The organism is Solirubrobacter ginsenosidimutans (assembly GCF_027587205.1).
The window spans coordinates 26,372-42,913 of record NZ_JAPDOD010000050.1 but is presented as its reverse complement, the minus strand read 5'-3'; the positions used below and the strand labels follow the sequence as shown (position 1 = coordinate 42,913).

The following is a 16,542-nucleotide window of genomic DNA, read 5'->3' as shown; positions in this document are numbered from 1 at the left end:
TGCTTCAGGACTATCCGACGGCCATCCGACGACCCGTGCGCCGCACCGGTACCCGGCACCAATGGGCTAGTGCGCGGCGCGCGTACGATAGGCCGATGGGGGCGGCAGCGCGACTGAGGGAAGCGAGCGCAGTTGAGCGGTGACGAGCTGAACGCGCTGCGCCGGATCGCGCGGCGAGTGGCGAGCGGAGCGCCGCAGGACGCGGTGTTCGCGACGGTGCTCGAGGAAGTCGGTCGCGGGCTCGCCGTCGACTACGCGCGCATCGGTCGCTACGAGCCCGACGACACGCTCACCGTCGTCGCCTCCTGGGGCGACGCGGGCGTGACCATGCCGCGGACCGCGCTCGGAGGGCGCAACCTCGCCACGATCGTGTTCGACACGGGCCGCCCGGCCCGGATCGACGGCTACGGGGACGCTTCCGGGGCGCTCGGGATCGCCGCCCGCGAGGCCGGTGTGCGCGCGGCGGTCGGAACGCCGGTCATCGTCGAAGGGCGTCTCTGGGGCCTGATCGTCGCCGGCTCGCGCGGCGTCCAGGCGCTCGCCGCCGATGCCGAGCTGCGACTTGCCTCGTTCACGGAACTCGTCGCGACCACGATCGCGAACGCGGACAGCCGCGCCGGTGTCACCCGGCTGGCGGCGGATCAGGCGGCGCTGCGGCGCGTGGCGACGCTGGTCGCGCGCGGTGTGGCACCGGAGGAGGTGTTCGCGGCGGTCGTCGAGGAGGTCGGCCGCCTGCTGCCGGTCGACTTCGCGGATCTGGGTCGCTGCGAGCCGGACGGGACGATCACCTTCGTCGCCGGCTGGGGCAAGACCCGGGCCGTGTTCCCCGTCGGCGCCCGGCTCAAGCTCGGCGGGAAGAACGCCACCACGCTGGTCGCGCAGACCGGTGGCCCGGTCCGGGTCGAGAGCTATGCCGATGCCTCCGGGGAGATCGGGGGCCCGACCGCCCAGACCGGCGTCCGTTCCGCCGTCGGTACCCCCGTCACCGTCGACGGGCGCCTCTGGGGCGTGATGGCGGCAGGCTGGAGCCTCGAGGAACCGATGCCGGCGGACACCGTGCCGCGGCTGGCCCAGTTCACGGACCTGTTGGAGACGGCGGTCGCGAACGCCGAGAGCCGCGCCGCGCTCGCCCGGGTGGCCAACGAGCAGGCGGCGCTGCGGCGGGTGGCGACGCTGGTGGCCCGTGGCGTAGCGCCGGATGAGATCTTCGCGGCGGTCGCCGAGGAGGTCGGGCGGCTGCTCGCCGCCGATCTGGCGACCATGTGCCGCTACGAGCCCGACCGCACCATGACCATGCTCGCCGCCTGGGGGAGCGGCGGTGAGCACTTTCCCGTCGGTAGCCGGTGGCCCCTCGGTGGTCGAAACCTCGCCACCCTCGTGTTCGAGACGGGCCGTCCGGTCCGCCTCGAGCCGTATGCCGAAGCCAGCGGGCCGGTCGGTCTCGAATCCCACAACGCGGGCATCGACTGCGCGGTCGGGACGCCGATCGTCGTCGAGGATCGCCTGTGGGGCGCCGTCGCGGTCGCCTCGACCACGGGCCGGCGGCTGCCGCCGGACACCGACGAGCGCCTGACCTCGTTCACGGAGCTCGTGGGGACCGCGCTGGCGAACGCCGAGAGCCGCGCCGAGCTGATGGCCTCGCGGGCGCGGATCGTGGCGGCTGCCGACGAGGAGCGCCGGCGCGTCGTTCGCGATCTGCACGACGGCGCGCAGCAGCGTCTCGTCCACACGATCGTCACGCTCAAGCTGGCGTCCGGAGCGCTCGAGCACGACCGGGAGGCCGTCGACGATCTGGTCCGCGACGCGCTCGACAACGCGGAGCAGGCGAATCGCGAGCTGCGCGAGCTCGCCCACGGGATCCTGCCCACGGTCCTGGTCCGTGGCGGGCTGAGCGCGGCGGTCGACGCGCTCGCGTCGCGCATGCAGGTGCCGGTCGAGACCGACGTCGCCGTCGACCGGCTTCCCGCCACGGTCGAGGCGACCGCCCACTTCGTCGTCGCCGAGGCGCTCACCAACGTCGCCAAGCACGCCCGTGCCGGACACGCCGCGGTCGCGGCGCGGATCGAGGGCGGCGCGCTCGTCGTCCAGGTGCGCGACGACGGCGTCGGAGGCGCGCGGCTCGACGGCAGCGGTCTCATGGGACTCGCGGACCGGCTCGCCGTCCTCGAAGGCCGGCTGCGGATCGAGAGCCCGGCCGCCGGCGGCACCCTCGTGTCCGCCAGCATCCCGCTCCCCAGCTGAGCGCGGCCCGTTCGGGTGGCGCCACTCGCGCCGCGGAGAGCGACGGCGTCCGCGCGGACACACTCGGTGCTGATGCGCGCCATCGTCATCGACCGCTTCGGCGGGCCCGAATGCCTCGTCTTCCGCGAGCTGCCGGACCCGGAGCCGATCGCCGGCCACGCCGTCATCGCGGTCAAGGCGTTCGGGATCAACCACGCCGAGATGCACATGCGCAGGGGCGAATGGGCCGAGGCGGCGCAGGTCAGCGGGATCGAGTGCGTCGGCCTCGTGCACGCCTGCCCGGGCGGGGAGTTCCCGCGCGGCGCCAAGGTCGCGGCGCTGATGGGCGGGCTCGGACGCACGATCAGCGGCAGCTACGCCCAGTTCACGCGCGTGCCGGTCGCCAACGTCGCGCCGATCGAGTCGGACCTGGGGTGGGCGCAGCTCGCGGCGATTCCCGAGACCTTCGCGACGGCCTGGACGTGCCTGTTTCGCAACCTCGAGCTCGAGCGCGGCCAGTCACTGGTCGTGCGCGGGGCGACCTCTTCCTTCGGCCAGGCGGCGGTCAAGCTCGCTGTCGGCGCCGGCGCGCGCGTGATCGCCACGAGTCGCAACCCGAAGCACTTCGCCCTGCTCCAGCGGCTCCGCGCCGAACGCGTCGAGCTCGAGGGACCGCAACTGTCACAACGCGTCGCGGACGCCGGGCGGGTCGACGCCGTGCTCGACCTCGTGGGCAACAGCACCATCCTCGACTCGCTGACGATGCTGCGCCGGGGCGGTCGCGCCTGCTTGGCCGGCTGGCTCGGTGGGCTTGACCCGATCGCGGAGTTCAATCCGCTGATGGAGATGGCCAGCGGCGTCCATCTCACCTTCTTCGGCAGCTTCGTCTTCGGAACCCCGGGCTTCCCGCTCTCCGACGTCCCGCTCCAGCGGATCGCCGACGACATCGCCGCCGGCCGCCTGGACGCGGCGCCCGCACGCGTGTTCGGCTTCGACGAGATCCGTGACGCGCACCGCGCGATGGAGGCGGGCGCGGCCGGCGGCAAGATGGTCATCGTCGTTTAGCGCCTGATCACGGGTGGGCCGTGAAGACGTGGGCGACGGCTCCGCCGCTGAAGACGGTGGTGCTCGTCGGCTCGATGGTGAGGGGTGCCGTGAAGAGCCGCTCGCCCGCGCCCAGGACGGCCGGGTGGATGACGAGGCGATACTCGTCGATCAAGCCGGTCTCGACCAGCGATCGAGCGAACCGCACCCCGCCGTGGGCGAGCAGGTATCCGTCGGAGCGCTCCCGCTTGAGCCGCGTGATGGCGGCGGTCAGGTCGCCGGTGGCGATCGTCGTCTCGCCCCAACCGGCGGACGCGAGCGAGTCCGAGAACACGACCTTGGGGATCTCGTTCATCGGCTTGGCGAACGGCCCGGAGGCGCCGGGCCAGTAGCCGGCCCAGCCGGCATACGTGGTGGCCCCGATGAGGTGCGCGCCGGCGTTGCTCAACGTCTCGAGCGTCCAACTGGCGCCGTCATCGGAGCGTCCCGCGGCGACCCAGTCGGTGCTGCCGTCGAGTGGTGCGACGAAGCCGTCGAGCGAGACGGACAGCTTCAGGATCAGTGAGGCCATGGTGCCGTGCTCAGGCGGCGTGGACGGGCTCGAGCAGGGCGTCGATCTGGTCGATCGCGATGCTCATGCCCTCCTCCATGCCGGTTGCGAGTTGCTCCATCACCTCGGCGTCGGGGAACCGGCACAGGACGGTCATGCGAGTGCCGGTGGCGATCGGGTCGAACGTGACGACGCCGACGATCGGCTCGAGCCCCGGCACCGGCTCGCCGTCATCGCCGGCGAGGCCGTTGACGAACTCGATCCGGCGTGGCGCATCGAGCGCGTCGATCCGCCACCAGCCGTGGTGCAGGAAGTTCTCCGGCCCGGTCATGGAGTAACGGCACTGTCCACCGGGCTGGAATTCGTAGCGTGTGAACGTCGCCGGATACGGTGACGGGCCGTACCAGCGCTCGAGCTTGCGCGGGTCCGCCCACACGTTCCACACGCGTTCCGGCGCGGCGTCGAATTCGGCGACTAACGTCATCGACAGGTTCTCCGCGTCGCTGCTGCTGGTGATGAGCGTCATGTTCGTGCTTCTTCCTCCGCGAGGATTTCGGCGATCTTCGTCGCCCTCTGGACCCACAGCCGCTCGAATCCGGCGAGCAACCGCGTCGCCTTGCGCAACGTCTCCGGGTTGGCGGCCACGTGCTGTTCCCTTCCACTTCGGTGCTTGCTGACGAGCGCCGCCCGCTCGAGCACCGCCACGTGCTTCTGTACGGCCGTCAGGCTCATCTCGTAGCGCCGCGCCAGCGCCGAGACAGACTGCTCGCGCTCGATCGCGCGGGCGAGGATGTCTCGTCTGGTCGCGTCAGCGAGCGCCCGGAAGACACGGTCGGCCTCGGGCTCTGAGAGCGCTCCGCCGGCCAGCAGATCCACAACCATATGGTTGTAGGTTACGGGACTATGCCCGACATCGCAACCGCAGGCAGGCGCGTCAATCCGCGCCGTGGGCGCGGAGCGGCAGGCTCGCGGCGATCCGCGTGCCGCCTCCGCGGGGACTCTCGACTCTGAGCCGACCGCCGAGCGCGTCGACGCGGTCGCGCAGCCCGGTCAGGCCGTTGCCGTCCGAACGGGCGCCGCCGACGCCGTTGTCGCGCACGTCGAGGTGGAGCAGACCGTCGGTGACCCAGGCCCGCACGTCCGCGCGCTGTGCCCGCGAGTGCTTGGCGACGTTCGTGAGCGCCTCGGCGACGATGAAGTAGGCGCTGGCCTCGACGTCGGCGGCGAAGCGCTCGCCCGGCACGTCCGCGTTGACCGGAACGCGCATGCGTGAGACGAGCGTGCTCACGCCTGCCTGCAGCCCGCCGCGGGCCAGGATGTGAGGGAGGATGCCGTGGGCCAGCTCACGCAGCTCGGCGTTGGCCGCCTCGGCCCCGGCGAGCGCCTCGCCGACGAGCGTCCACGACTCGCCGTCGTCGCTCGCCCTGGTGAGCTGCGCGAGCTTGAGCGCGGCGATCACTCCTACCAGCCGCTGCTGCGCGCCGTCGTGGAGGTCTCGCGCGACGCGCCGGCGCGCGTCGTCGGCGGCCGTGACCAGGCGCACCCGCGAGGCGATCAGCGCGGAGCGTGCCTCGCCGTTCGCCACGGCGGTCGCCACGAGCTCGGTGAACTCCGCGATCCGGGATTCCGTGTTCGGGGGAAACGGCGTGTCACGCGTCGTTGACGCCGCGATCACGCCCCAGATCCGACCACCGACGACGATCGGACAACCGACCGAGGAGCGGATGCCCAGCGTCTCGGCCTCGTGCGCGATCGGACCCGAGGCGCCGGCGAAGCTGTCCACGCGGGCGGCCTGCGACGTCTCGTAGACCTGTGCGGCGATGCTCGCCCCCTGGAGCTCGAACCGCGTGCCGACCGCCAGCCGGCCCTGACCGTCGCGGCTCCAGGCCGCGATCGCGGTGACCGTCCGATCGGCCTCGAAGCGCTCCATGCGCGCAAGATCGGCGTCGCAGAGCAGCCCGACCTCACGCACGACCGCCTCGAAGACCTCTTCGGTCGACTCCGAGCGCGCCACCAGCGTGGCGACGCGCCGCAGTGCCGCCTGCTCGTCGGCGAGCCGTCGGCGTTCCTGTTCGGAGGCCTGCAGGCGCCGCGCCGTCAAGAACAGCGCGGCGGCGGCCGCGGAGGCAATGGCGATCGCCCTCGCGGGGGGCAGGCTGCTTCTGCGCCCACTCACGCACGGAGGCTAGCTGACGCGCACCTCATCGGTCAGCGCGATCGCACCGCGCCGAGGCGACGTACCCGGCCCCGCCGTAGCGCTCGTCCACGTGCAGGTCTTCGACGAGCTCCGCGAGCCGGCTCCAGGGCGTGATGAAGCCCTCGAAGGTGCTGACGCAGTCGCGGTTGAGTCGCCACGTGGCGAGGTTCAGCGCGATCGTCTGCGGCCGCCACGCCACCCACTTCGGGCCGCCGGCCGCGATCCGGCCACCCTGGCGGACGTGCCCGAGGATGTTGGTCAGGGCGCGAGGCGAGCGCATGACGTCGTGCACCGCGCAGAGGATCGCGGCGTCGACCTGGGTCGGGATCGTCGCCTTCTCGGCGGTGGCGCAGATCAGTTCGACGTTCGTCCATCCGCGCCGCCGGACGAGGGCGCGCGCCTGGGCGAGCATCTCGGGGCTCGGCTCGACGCCGATCAGTCGCCCGCTGGGGCCGATCCGCCGCCTGATCTGGTCGAAGTTCCGGCCCGAGCCGCACCCGACGTCGAGGATGACCTCGCCGGAGCGCGGCGCCAGGCACTCCACGAGCTCACGCCGCCCGTGATCGCCGCTGGAGGTGCGCAGCTCATAGATCTGGGCCATCGCTCCGTAGCTGCGCTGGGAGCGGCGGTGATCCGGTGCCGCGTGGCCGAGCGTCTGGCGCACGGTCTGGAACGCGGCGACGAGGGCCCGCGGCTTGGCAGCCATCAGCAGGCCTTGGAGAACGTGATGGGAGCTCATAGGCGGGAATACCGTCGTGGCGAAGGGGGTTGGCTCGCACTGTCCTTGCGGCGGGTTCGCGCTGGCCGGCCCGCTCGGTCGCGCGAGAGCGCAGCGCTGCGGCTTCGGCGTGCGCACAGCACCGCGGCGCGGCGGCGGCCTCGGCGGCGGCGAACGGCGGCGGAAGCTGGACGTCCGCGTCGATCAGCTCGGCTTCGCAGTGACGCAGCGCGGCTGCGTCGGCAGTCGCGGAACGGCGCACCCGCGGAACGCGCTCGTCAGGCATCGATCAACCCGCGCATTGCCGTCACGTAGGCGTCCGCGACGTCGCGATGGAGCGCGGCATGGCTCTGGGCCAGCGGGACGAGCGCGGGGACGTTGGTCGCGCGCGTCGTCTCGACCTCCGCATCGGCGAAGCGGCCGACCGCGGCCGCGTAGAGGTCGAGGTAGCGATGCGTGACCCCGCGCGCCGTCCGCTGCCAGGACCGCAGGGTCGCCTGGCAATCGAACGGGAGCGGTGCCGAGGAGGTCTGGGTCGTCATCTCGTTCTCCCTTGTCCGGGCTGACGTGGGCAGGAAGGTCAGCCTGCGGCCGGACGTTAGACACCCGCGTCGACCCCGGCCATTCGCCGCGGGACACATCACCCGAATGGGTGACGCGAGCAGCGGGTGACGAGCCGCTCGGTCAAGCGCGGCTGAAGCCGAGGCTCGCGCGAAACGGCTCGCCTTGCCCGTCGAGCACCTCGTCGAGCCGGAGATGCGCGGCCGCCGTGGCGTCCGCGATCAGGCGCCCGGCGTGCGCGAAGTCGACGGACGAGACGTCGAGTGGATTCGGCGCCGGCAGCGGCACGATCTCGGCGGAGTAACGCGCGAGGTGGGCGGCGAGCCGGCGTGCGGTGAGGGGCGGCAGCCCGTCGGCGCTCGGACCGAGCCCGCCGTGCCGGTAGCGAACGCCAGGCGTCGATGCCATCCGCGTCGGTAGCACGAAGATGCGCCGCGCGCCGAGGGCGAGCGCGCGCGAGATCGGGATGTTGTTGACCACGCCGCCGTCGACGAGCCGGCGGTCGCCGAAGGTGACCGGCGGGAGGACGCCGGGGATCGAGGCGGCCGCCGTCAGCGCGTCCACCGCAGGGCCCGAGGAGAGCACGACCTCTTCGGAGCGCTTCACGTCGAAGGTGACGATGTGCAGCGGGATCGCGGAGTCCGACAGATCGTCGAACTCGATGTGGTGGGCGATCAGGCGGCGCAGCCGGTCCGGTGCGATCAGGTGGTCGCGACGCGCGAGCATCCCTGCCGCGATCGCCCACGGCCGGACGGGGAAGATGTCGTCGCGGCGCATGCCGCGCCACACGTCCGCGAGGGCGTCCGCGGTGGCAAGGGTCTGCGGCCGCGACGCGACGAACCCCGCGTTCAATGCCCCCGCCGACGTGGCGACGAGCATGTCCGGCACGATCCGGCGTTCGTAGAGGGCGCGCAGCATCCCGGCCTGGAGCGCGCCGAGGCTGCCGCCGCCGGAGAGCACGAAGGCGGTCGGCGCGACGGCGCGACGTTGCCGCAGCCGCGCTACCGCTCCCACGGAGCCTGCCTCACGCCCCCGGTGAGCGCGCGCGAGTACGACTCGGCCGCGCGCTCCTCGTCGTCCAGCGCGCGGAGGTACGCGGCGTGAGCAAACGCACACTCATCCAGCGGCGCCGCTCGCCACAAGCCGTACGCGTACCCCACGTGGGCGCAACTCGCACGCCAGACGAGGTAGCCGGACGCGGCATGGTGGACCCGTGACTCGCGCGATATCCAATCGCTCATGGCGGGAGCGTCGCCGGGCCGAGCCCGCGCCGCGACTGGACGCCCGGCCAGCCGCGACCGGCCGGAGGGTGCCGCGTCGCCCGAGGGTCATCTGCGTCTGGCAGGACGGACAGCTTGCGGGCCGCCCGGGCCGGGCGACGCTGTCGCGCCGATGCAGCGAACCGTCACACAGATTCCCGGATGGCACATCGAGACCTGGGAGCAACCATCCGGTGCGGACGCGTCGCAGGACGCCCATCTCGTATGGCGCGATCCCGCCGCTCCGCGGCTCCGCGTCGCCGTCCTCGACGGCGTCACACCGACGCGCCGCTGTCGCACCGTGGCCGGGGTCGCCGGCCCGATGTATGCGGCGGCGGTGACGCGGATCGCCCTGCAACGCTCGGGGCGCGGGCTGGTCGAGAGCCTGCGGGCGGCCAACCACCACCTGCACGACCGCTCGCTCCCCCGTTCGCGCGACCAGACCCAGACGTGCGTGACCGCGGCCGACGTGTTCGACGACGGCCGGATCGAGTTGGTCCGTGCCGGCGACTGCGAGGCGTGGGCCCGCACGTCGGCGGGCTGGACCCACCTCGGGACCGGGACGGCGCTCCGGCCGTCCGTCGAGGTGGCGTGGGAACGCTGGCAGGACTCCAATCGCACCTGCGGGCGTGATGAGCGCCATGACGCGGAGGAGCGCTACCTGGGCCGTCCGGCGGCATGGACCTCGACCGCCCTGGGTCGGTTCCCGCAGCCCGTGATCAGGAAGTTCACGTTCCACGACGCGCACGAGTTGGTGCTCGCGAGCGATGGGGCGCGCCTGCGCGAGGACGTGCTCGGCGAGCTGTCGGCGTGGCTCGCCGGCCTGCGCCGGTGGGAACGCCGGCGCGCCGCGACGCGCCGGGCGGCCGAGAAGGTGCACGACGACGTGACGGTCATCCGCATGATCTCCGGGCGCGGGTAGGGACATCCCGACGCCGCCGTCCGGCGAGCCGGAGAACCCTCTCCGGCCTGGGGGCATGGGCGTGCGGACGGCCGACCGGGACACTTGACGTACTCGATCCGCGCCCAACGCCACATAGAGGAGCCGCCGATGCCACCCCTGGACCTGAGCCTCCCACACTCCGCCACCGAGCACGCGTACCGCACATGGTCGTCCGCCCAGCGGGACTGCGGTGAGCACTTGCGCATGTGGCGCGAGGCGGGCGCCTCTTCGGCGCGCACCGAAGCCTTTCTCTCCTACCGCTTGGCGCTCGCCCGCGAAGAGCAGGCTGCCGGCGAGCTCGAGCGCGTCGTCTCGCGCCGCCTCGCCGCCTGAATCGATCAGGTGATCGAGCGCAGGAACGTCAGGACGGCGTGGACGCGCCGGTGCTCGGCCGCCGTCGGCGAGAGCCCGAGCTTGTTGAAGATGCGCGTCACGTGCTTCTCGACGGCGGCCTCGGTCACGCACAGCGTCTTGGCGACGCCCTGATTGGACTTCCCCTCCGCCATCGCGGCGAGGACCTCGCGCTCACGCGCGGTCAGCAGCGCCAGCGGGCTGTCCGGCGACCGGCGTCCCAGCATCCGTCCGACGACCTCCGGGTCGAGGACGCTGCCGCCCCCCGCGACGCGGTGGACCGCTTCCAAGAACGCGTCGAGGTCGCCGACGCGCTCCTTGAGCAGGTAGCCGACGCCTTCAGCGCGTTCGCCGATCAGATCGAGCGCAAAGCGCGGCTCGTAGTACTGCGAAAGGACGAGCACGGCGGTCTCGGGGCGGCGCCGGCGCAGCTCGACGGCCGCGCGTAGGCCGTCGTCGGTCCACCCGGGCGGCATCCGTACGTCGACGATCGCGACGTCGACCTTGTGTGCGACGGCCTTGCGGAGGAAATCATCCGCGTCTCCCGCCAGCGCTACGACATCGAAGCCTGCGTCGTCGAGCAGCCGCCCGATGCCCTCGCGCAGCAGCACGTCGTCCTCCCCGATCACCACCCGCACGCGTTCGGGCACCAGCGCGAACCCTACTCCGCCGGTCGCCTCAAGCGAATCTCCGATGCGGGCCGGTGGCGGTCGGTTCATGCGGCGACGCCACGCAGTCCGCCGCGCGGGCGCGCCGCGCGGGCACGGCCGATGGGCGTCACGGTCCCACCCACCGGTGGGTGCGCGGGGACGGGGGCTCCACCCGGCCGCACGATGCCGCTCTCGTAGGCCAGCACGACGAGTTGCGCGCGGTCGCGCACGTCGAGCTTGCACAGGATCCGGCTGACGTGCGTCTTCGCCGTCGCGCGCGTGACCACCAGCCGCTTCGAGATCTCCTCGTTGCTCAGCCCGTTGGCCACGAGCTCCAGGACCTCGCACTCGCGCGCCGTCAGCTCCGGCAGCTGCTCGAGGACGTCGGCCGGGCGCCGCGGGCGCGCCGCGAAGTCCTCGACCAGCCGGCGGGCGATCGCCGGTGCAAGCATCGCGTTTCCCGCCGCCACGGCGCGGACCGCCGCGGCCAGCTCGTCCGGGCCGGCGTCCTTGAGCAACAGTCCCTTGGCGCCGGCGCGCAACGCGCCGAAGACCGCCTCGTCGGCGGCCGAGTTCAGCAGCAGGACGACGTCCGCGCAGCCGGCCTGCAGGATTCGCTGCGTCGCCGACAGGCCACCGTCGGCCGGCAGGCTCGCATCGATCACCACCGCGTTGGGACGGGCCGCGCGTGTCACCTCGACGGCCTCGTCGCCCGAGGCGGCCTCGGCGACGACCTCGACGTCGGCGTAGCTGTCAAGCAGGGCGCGCAGACCGGCCCGTGTAAGCCCGTGCGCGTCGGCGATGACCACACGCAGCGGGCGACTCGGGGACGCGGACTTTGCGTTGGGGACCGGGAAGCAGTGAAGTGGCTCGGCCATGTCGCCTCCTATGCGATCGATCAGCCCGTCAAGACTGTCGCGCACGGCACTGTCTGCCTAGAGCCCTCGACCCCACTCCCGTTTCCAGGCTGCCCCAGCCGAGTGTCGGGGTAGCTCTACCCTGCCGCTCTGTCTGGTTGGCACTACCTCTGCCGTCGTGTGGAGTTGGCATGATGGGTGCCGATGGGCCGCAACGTGCTCGTGGTGGACGACGACGCTGCGTTTCGCAGCTTGGCGCGTCGCCTCCTCATCACCTTTGGTTTCGCTCCCGCCGGCGAAGCGGACAGCGTGTCTGCTGCGCTTGCGGTCGTAGGTTCCCTGCGGCCTGATGCCGTCCTTGTCGACGTCGGGCTGCCCGACGGCGACGGCATCACCCTCGCCGGGCTGCTCACGGCGCTCCCCTGGCGACCGCGCGTGGTCCTCACGTCAAGCGACGCTGACGCGGCGACGCCGGAAGACGTGGAGCGCAGCGGGGCCGCCGCGTTCGTGCCGAAGGACCAGCTGCCGAACGCGGAACTGCACCTCCTGCTCGGCGATTAGCTGCTAACGCTGGCGTCTGCGGCAAGCGGCGGTACGTTCGCGACGCCGCCGGGGGCGGGATCGCGACGCGCGCCGATCGCCCGTCCGGCGACGCGGTGAACGCGAAGGCGCACACGCTTGATCCGCCCGGGCGCGCGCGTTCGCGGGGCTGTCCGCCGTTCCGGACTCCGTGGAGCGCACGGCCGCGGCGTAGTTGGCGAATTCGCGCTCGAACTCCGGCCACCAGGCCGGATCGCCGCCGCGGGTGGGGCAGGGAGGGTCGGGGCGCGGGCTGCCCCCGCCGCGGTCGTCCGCGTCGGAGCCAGGCTCGTCAGGCGGATCGCCGCGCCGGATCAGATGAGCGATCCCCGCGAGCGCACCGCCCACGGCGAGGGCCGCGATGGCGATCACCACGAGGATTGACAGGAGTTCGATCAGGGGCTCGCCCCCGCTGTACATCCAGCGCGTCATGTACCGATGATCGCCGGGGCCCGGATCGGCCCGAGTCGGTCTTTGGGCGGGTGTTCACCTGGCCTTGGCACTGAGGACACCGAGCGGGGGCCCGGAGGAAGTTTGGACGCCGCGGTCTCGACAACCCGCGGCGCACCGTCAATCTTTCCGTACATCGGCGCGCGCGTCGTCAGGCTGCGGACGACTCTTGCGCCTACGCCCCGAGGCGTACACGCGGCGTCGTCACGCGCGTGAACGGCGAACCACGCCCGGCATCGGCACCCGATGGGCGATCCCGGCGGCGATCACCGGGGTCAGGAGCGCCTTTCGCGTGACGGAGATCTGATGGCCGCACCTCGGGCATTCGGGCCGCGCGACATGGGCGACGGCGATGTACGGAGATGCGCCACAACGCTCGCAGCGGATCACTGGCATCGCGTCCATGCTCCGCGACACCTGGCCCGGCCAGGGCCGCCCCATCGGGACAGGCGTCGCCGTCCCTTGGGCCAGGCACCTAGTCGGTGCGTGCGCTCAGATCGCGCAGCCTCAGTGCGAGGAAGAGGACCTGCAGGTCGGCCATCGAGCTCGGGGCACGGCCTGAGATCTCCGCGATGCGGCGCAGCCGGTACACGACGGTGTTCGGGTGCACCTTGAGCGCGGCGGCGCTGCGCGTCAGGTTGGCGCCGGACTCGACGTAGGCGCGCAGCGTCAACAGCAGTTGACTGTTGTGCGAGTCGTCGTAGTCGGTGAGCGTTCGCAGCGTCCGCTCGAGGATCCGCCGCGCGTGGGGGCTCGCGCGGAGCATGTGGTCGACGAGCACGTCGTCCAGCGTCACCGCGCGGCCGGTGATCCCGATGCCGGCCGCGATGTCCAGCGCCTCGCGGGCCTCGGCATAGGCGGTTGCGACCGCGCGCGGCCCCGGCTGCCACCCGCTCACGCCGATGCTCATCTCGAAGGGGACGGTGCGGTTGAGCTGCTCGCACTCGTGCCTGACGGTTTCGAGCTCACTGGGTTCGGCGGCCGGGCGCAGCGCGACCACGTCGCCCTGGCGGATCCCGACCAGCAGCGAGGCCTCGCTCGGGCGCAGCGCGGCGCGCACGGCCGGGAGCATGTGATCGACGGCGCGATCGTTGCGCAGGGCCCCGTTCTCGAGCGGCTGCTCGAAGCGGATCAGCACGACGACGTAACTGTCCGCGAGGCGCCGGTGCAGCACCCTGGCGATCCGATGCACCGCCTCCTCGTCGCCGCGCCCCGCGAGGAGCCCGTCGAGCAGGTCGTGGCCGAGCAGGCCGCGGTCGGTCATCTCGTCGAGATACGCGTGCCCCATGGCGGTCGTCAGCGTGTCGAAATGGCGCCACACGCGACCGGCGATGGCCAGCGCGGCCTCGCGCTCTTCGGGACACTCGGGCCGCGAAGCGGCGAGCACGGAATCCCACAGCGTCTCGGCCGCCAGCCGGCTCGCGCGCAACAGCCCTTCGAAGGTGACGCCTTGGTGAAAGCGCCGCGCCGCGACGGCGCGCGCGGCCTGCAGCAGATCGTCGCCGACCGGCTCGCCACGCTCGAGCTCGCTGACGAACGCCTCGATGTTGCGCAGCATGAACACGCGCGTGGCCGCCATGATCTCGTCGTCGACGTCCTGCCAGCCCACCAGCTCCTCGCGGAAGCGGTTCAGCGTGCGGCGGACGATGCGCTCCTTGTCGGCGAGGACGCGGTCGCCGAGATCGCAGAGCGCGCTGTGGCGCGGCCGACTCACCGCCATGTCCGCACCCACCCTCTTGTGGATCCTACGAGCGCCGCGCCGCAGAGTCCTCGCTTTGCCGAATGGTTCAGGTGGCAAACCGCACATAGCGTCCTAACCATGCACATCAGCCCCTGTAGGGCTGGCGTGGCGATTGCCTGTGCGATCGTCGCCTCGGCCGTAGCACTGCACCCAGCCGTCACGCAGGCGGAACCGCTCAATGGCAACCTCTCGATAGGCGACACGTACAGCAACCCCGCCGGCGCGATCGGCTACGAGTTCTACGTGCCGCCGAGCTACCAGGCCGGCACGCCGATGCCGCTCGTCATCGCCCTGCACGGTTGTACGCAGACCGCGGCCCAGTTCCGCACGCTGAGTCATCTCGACGATCTGGCGGCCGCCGACGGGTTCATCGTCGCGTATCCGGAGCAGACCGAAGCCAACAACTCGCTCCGGTGCTGGAACTGGTTCACGGACGCGAACGTCAACCGCGCCGCGGGCGAGCCGTCGCTGATCGCCGGCCTCACCTTGCAGCTGGAGTCCCAGTACAGCGTCGACCCGCGGCACGTGTCCATCACCGGCCTCTCGGCCGGCGGCGCGATGGCCTCCGTGATGGCGGCCACCTACCCGGACCTCTACTCGGCCGTCGGCGTCGGGTCGGGTTGCGAGTACACCGCCGGAGCGGCCTGCGCCGGATACAAGAGCGCCGACCCGGAGCAGGCGGGCAAGCGGGCGTACGAAGCGATGGGCGCGTTCGCGCGGCCGGTGCCGTTCATCGTCTTCCAGGGCGACCAGGACAAGACGGTCCCGCCGGTGAATGCCGATCAGCTCGTGCGCACGCAGCAGATCACGGCGGATTGGGCCGACGACGGCCAGGAGAACCACTCGGTGCCGAGCGCCGCGGTCAAGACGGTCAGCGGCAAGTCCAAGGGCGGCCGCTCGTACACGGTGAAGTACTACTCCGACGGTCACGGACACGAGCTCGGCGAGTACTGGGTGATCAAGGGCATGGGTCACGCCTGGTCCGGCGGCGATCCGTCCGCGCAGTACTCCGACGCCGCGGGCCCGGACGAATCCGAGGCGATGTACGACTTCTTCGCCACGCATCCGCTCGGCGATCCCGGCCCGGCGCTCGGCGGCAACACGCCCACGGGGCCGATCACGTGGCCGCCGACCGGCTGGCCCACGTCACCGACCACCGGCACGCCGACGGCTCCCACCGGCTGGCCGGCGCCGCCCACCGGCTGGCCCACGCCGACGCAACCGGCGTCGCCGCTTCCTTGGCCTCCCCACAGCCTCTCGAAGCGCCCGTAGCCCACGCGCTCGAGTAGGCGCTCCCAGCGCGACGGCGCGCCGTTGGTCACGGCGCGCCGTCGCTGTGCTCCCGCGTAATGGACCATGCGCTCAGCCTGGCGATCGGGCCCGCTCGCATCTGCGCCCCTCCGGGACAGTGACGGTCGTCCCCTAGTCCGGTTCGCCCGATCGCCCGATTGGGCGAATCCGCCTGGCGGCGTTTGGCATCGCCGCGGCGGCCTGGCCACCGTGTGGCGATGCAGACGCTGCAACGTCACGTCGACATCTCGCCTTCGTGCCCATGGCGCATCTGAGGTTCGGCGCAAGCCGGCCCGATCGTCGCTCGGCACGCGCGCTCCGGACGCCGGCGGACCTGTTCAAGCGCATCGGCCGCGGACTCCTCTGGATGCTCGTGATCGTGGTGCTGGCGCGCGGGCTCGTGAGCCTGCTGGCGACCGACGGCGAAGCGTCGCCCACCGTCGTCAAGCCGCTGGCGCACCCGATCGCGACGTGGCCCGACGAGGAGGCGCGCGCGTTCGCCGCGGATTTCGCGCGGGCGTATCTGACCGCGCCGGAGCCGTCGCTCGAGCGCTACGTCACGCCTGATCTGGCGCCGGCGATCGCCGCCGAGTACGCCGCGCACTCGCGCCAGGACGTCGGTGCCGTCTCCGTGGCTCGGGTCGCGCAACTCGGCCCCTCGCAGGCCTTGATCACCGTCGCGGCGGCGGTCGGCGACGGCACGCGCTATCTGGCCGTCCCCGTCGCCCGCGACGCCCGCGGCGGGCTCGTCGTCAGCGACCTCCCGGCGCTGGTCGGGCCTCCGGCGCGCGCCGTCATCGAGGCGCCGTCCTACGACCCCGTCGACTCGAGCGAGCGCGCGGCGATCGAAGACGTTCTCAAACGGTTCCTCACCGCGTACCTGGCCGGTGACGCGAACGGGCTCGAATACCTCGTCCCGCCTGGGACGAGGATCTCGCCCGTCGGCCAGCCCTACGAGCTGGTCGGCATCACGTCGCTGATGCTCGCGGCGCCGCCCAAGGGAGACACGCGCGCCGTGTGGACGAGTGTTCAGGTGCGGGACGAGCAGTCTCGCGCGACTTATGGGCTCAGGTATCGCCTGCAGCTCGTTCGACACGACCGCTGGTACGTGGCGGCGGTCACAGGGGGTTGA

Annotated in this window: 17 protein-coding genes and 1 pseudogene; 7 read left to right on the top strand and 11 right to left on the bottom strand. The window is 72.2% G+C overall.

Features of this window, described 5'->3' with window-relative positions; genetic code table 11:
• The first annotated feature begins 132 nt into the window (after positions 1 to 132).
• Positions 133 to 2,241 carry a GAF domain-containing sensor histidine kinase gene (locus OM076_RS35625; RefSeq protein WP_270044935.1) on the top strand — a complete coding sequence of 703 codons (2,109 nt, stop codon included), beginning with the start codon at positions 133 to 135 and terminating at the stop codon, positions 2,239 to 2,241.
• A 72-nt stretch (positions 2,242 to 2,313) separates the two neighbouring features.
• Positions 2,314 to 3,285, top strand: coding sequence for a zinc-binding dehydrogenase (locus OM076_RS35620; protein WP_270044934.1), 972 nt, complete (start codon positions 2,314 to 2,316; stop codon positions 3,283 to 3,285).
• Positions 3,286 to 3,292: 7 nt separating this feature from the next.
• On the opposite strand, the gene OM076_RS35615 is transcribed toward OM076_RS35620, so the two are convergent.
• From OM076_RS35615 to OM076_RS35585, 7 genes are all read right to left on the bottom strand, one after another.
• Entirely contained in the window at positions 3,293 to 3,835 is a 543-nt protein-coding gene (locus OM076_RS35615; RefSeq protein WP_270044933.1) for a dihydrofolate reductase family protein, read from the bottom strand.
• A 10-nt stretch (positions 3,836 to 3,845) separates the two neighbouring features.
• Positions 3,846 to 4,340 (bottom strand): SRPBCC family protein, encoded by a 495-nt coding sequence (locus tag OM076_RS35610; protein ID WP_270044932.1) that lies wholly within the window; start codon positions 4,338 to 4,340, stop codon positions 3,846 to 3,848.
• A complete protein-coding gene (locus OM076_RS35605) occupies positions 4,337 to 4,696 on the bottom strand; it encodes an ArsR/SmtB family transcription factor (RefSeq protein ID WP_270044931.1) in 360 nt (119 codons plus the stop codon). Before OM076_RS35605 ends, OM076_RS35610 begins: the two co-directional genes overlap by 4 nt.
• A 52-nt stretch (positions 4,697 to 4,748) precedes the next feature.
• Positions 4,749 to 5,990, bottom strand: a complete 1,242-nt coding sequence (locus tag OM076_RS35600; RefSeq protein ID WP_270044930.1) for a GAF domain-containing sensor histidine kinase — start codon at positions 5,988 to 5,990, stop codon at positions 4,749 to 4,751.
• Between the two features lie 25 nt (positions 5,991 to 6,015).
• Positions 6,016 to 6,750: a class I SAM-dependent methyltransferase gene (locus OM076_RS35595; RefSeq protein ID WP_270044929.1), complete on the bottom strand. Its 735-nt coding sequence runs from the start codon at positions 6,748 to 6,750 to the stop codon at positions 6,016 to 6,018.
• Between the two features lie 257 nt (positions 6,751 to 7,007).
• On the bottom strand, positions 7,008 to 7,271 hold the full coding sequence (locus tag OM076_RS35590; protein WP_270044928.1) for a hypothetical protein: 264 nt from the start codon (positions 7,269 to 7,271) through the stop codon (positions 7,008 to 7,010).
• Between the two features lie 142 nt (positions 7,272 to 7,413).
• Positions 7,414 to 8,304, bottom strand: a complete 891-nt coding sequence (locus tag OM076_RS35585; RefSeq protein WP_270044927.1) for a patatin-like phospholipase family protein — start codon at positions 8,302 to 8,304, stop codon at positions 7,414 to 7,416.
• Between the two features lie 378 nt (positions 8,305 to 8,682).
• Here OM076_RS35585 and OM076_RS35580 point away from each other — a divergent pair, with 378 nt between their 5' ends.
• Positions 8,683 to 9,471: a hypothetical protein gene (locus OM076_RS35580; protein ID WP_270044926.1), complete on the top strand. Its 789-nt coding sequence runs from the start codon at positions 8,683 to 8,685 to the stop codon at positions 9,469 to 9,471.
• 129 nt (positions 9,472 to 9,600) lie between these two features.
• Complete coding sequence (locus OM076_RS35575; RefSeq protein WP_270044925.1) at positions 9,601 to 9,825, top strand: hypothetical protein; 225 nt, start codon at positions 9,601 to 9,603, stop codon at positions 9,823 to 9,825.
• Positions 9,826 to 9,830: 5 nt separating this feature from the next.
• Here the strand turns inward: OM076_RS35575 and OM076_RS35570 are convergent, their stop codons facing one another.
• Positions 9,831 to 10,481, bottom strand: a complete 651-nt coding sequence (locus OM076_RS35570; RefSeq protein ID WP_372518119.1) for a response regulator transcription factor — start codon at positions 10,479 to 10,481, stop codon at positions 9,831 to 9,833.
• A 182-nt stretch (positions 10,482 to 10,663) separates the two neighbouring features.
• Positions 10,664 to 11,371: pseudogene (locus OM076_RS35565) on the bottom strand (LuxR C-terminal-related transcriptional regulator); the annotation flags it as partial.
• Positions 11,372 to 11,554: 183 nt separating this feature from the next.
• Between OM076_RS35565 and OM076_RS35560 the strand changes: the two are divergent.
• Positions 11,555 to 11,911: a response regulator gene (locus OM076_RS35560; protein WP_270044923.1), complete on the top strand. Its 357-nt coding sequence runs from the start codon at positions 11,555 to 11,557 to the stop codon at positions 11,909 to 11,911.
• Positions 11,912 to 11,914: 3 nt separating this feature from the next.
• On the opposite strand, the gene OM076_RS35555 is transcribed toward OM076_RS35560, so the two are convergent.
• Positions 11,915 to 12,361 carry a hypothetical protein gene (locus tag OM076_RS35555; RefSeq protein ID WP_270044922.1) on the bottom strand — a complete coding sequence of 149 codons (447 nt, stop codon included), beginning with the start codon at positions 12,359 to 12,361 and terminating at the stop codon, positions 11,915 to 11,917.
• 493 nt (positions 12,362 to 12,854) lie between these two features.
• Complete coding sequence (locus tag OM076_RS35550) at positions 12,855 to 14,099, bottom strand: PucR family transcriptional regulator (RefSeq protein WP_270044921.1); 1,245 nt, start codon at positions 14,097 to 14,099, stop codon at positions 12,855 to 12,857.
• Between the two features lie 126 nt (positions 14,100 to 14,225).
• On the opposite strand from OM076_RS35550, the gene OM076_RS35545 reads away from it, so the two are divergent.
• The gene (locus OM076_RS35545; protein WP_270044920.1) at positions 14,226 to 15,392 is read left to right on the top strand and encodes an extracellular catalytic domain type 1 short-chain-length polyhydroxyalkanoate depolymerase; all 1,167 of its coding nucleotides are present in this window, start codon (positions 14,226 to 14,228) and stop codon (positions 15,390 to 15,392) included.
• Between the two features lie 280 nt (positions 15,393 to 15,672).
• Complete coding sequence (locus OM076_RS35540) at positions 15,673 to 16,542, top strand: conjugal transfer protein (RefSeq protein WP_270044919.1); 870 nt, start codon at positions 15,673 to 15,675, stop codon at positions 16,540 to 16,542.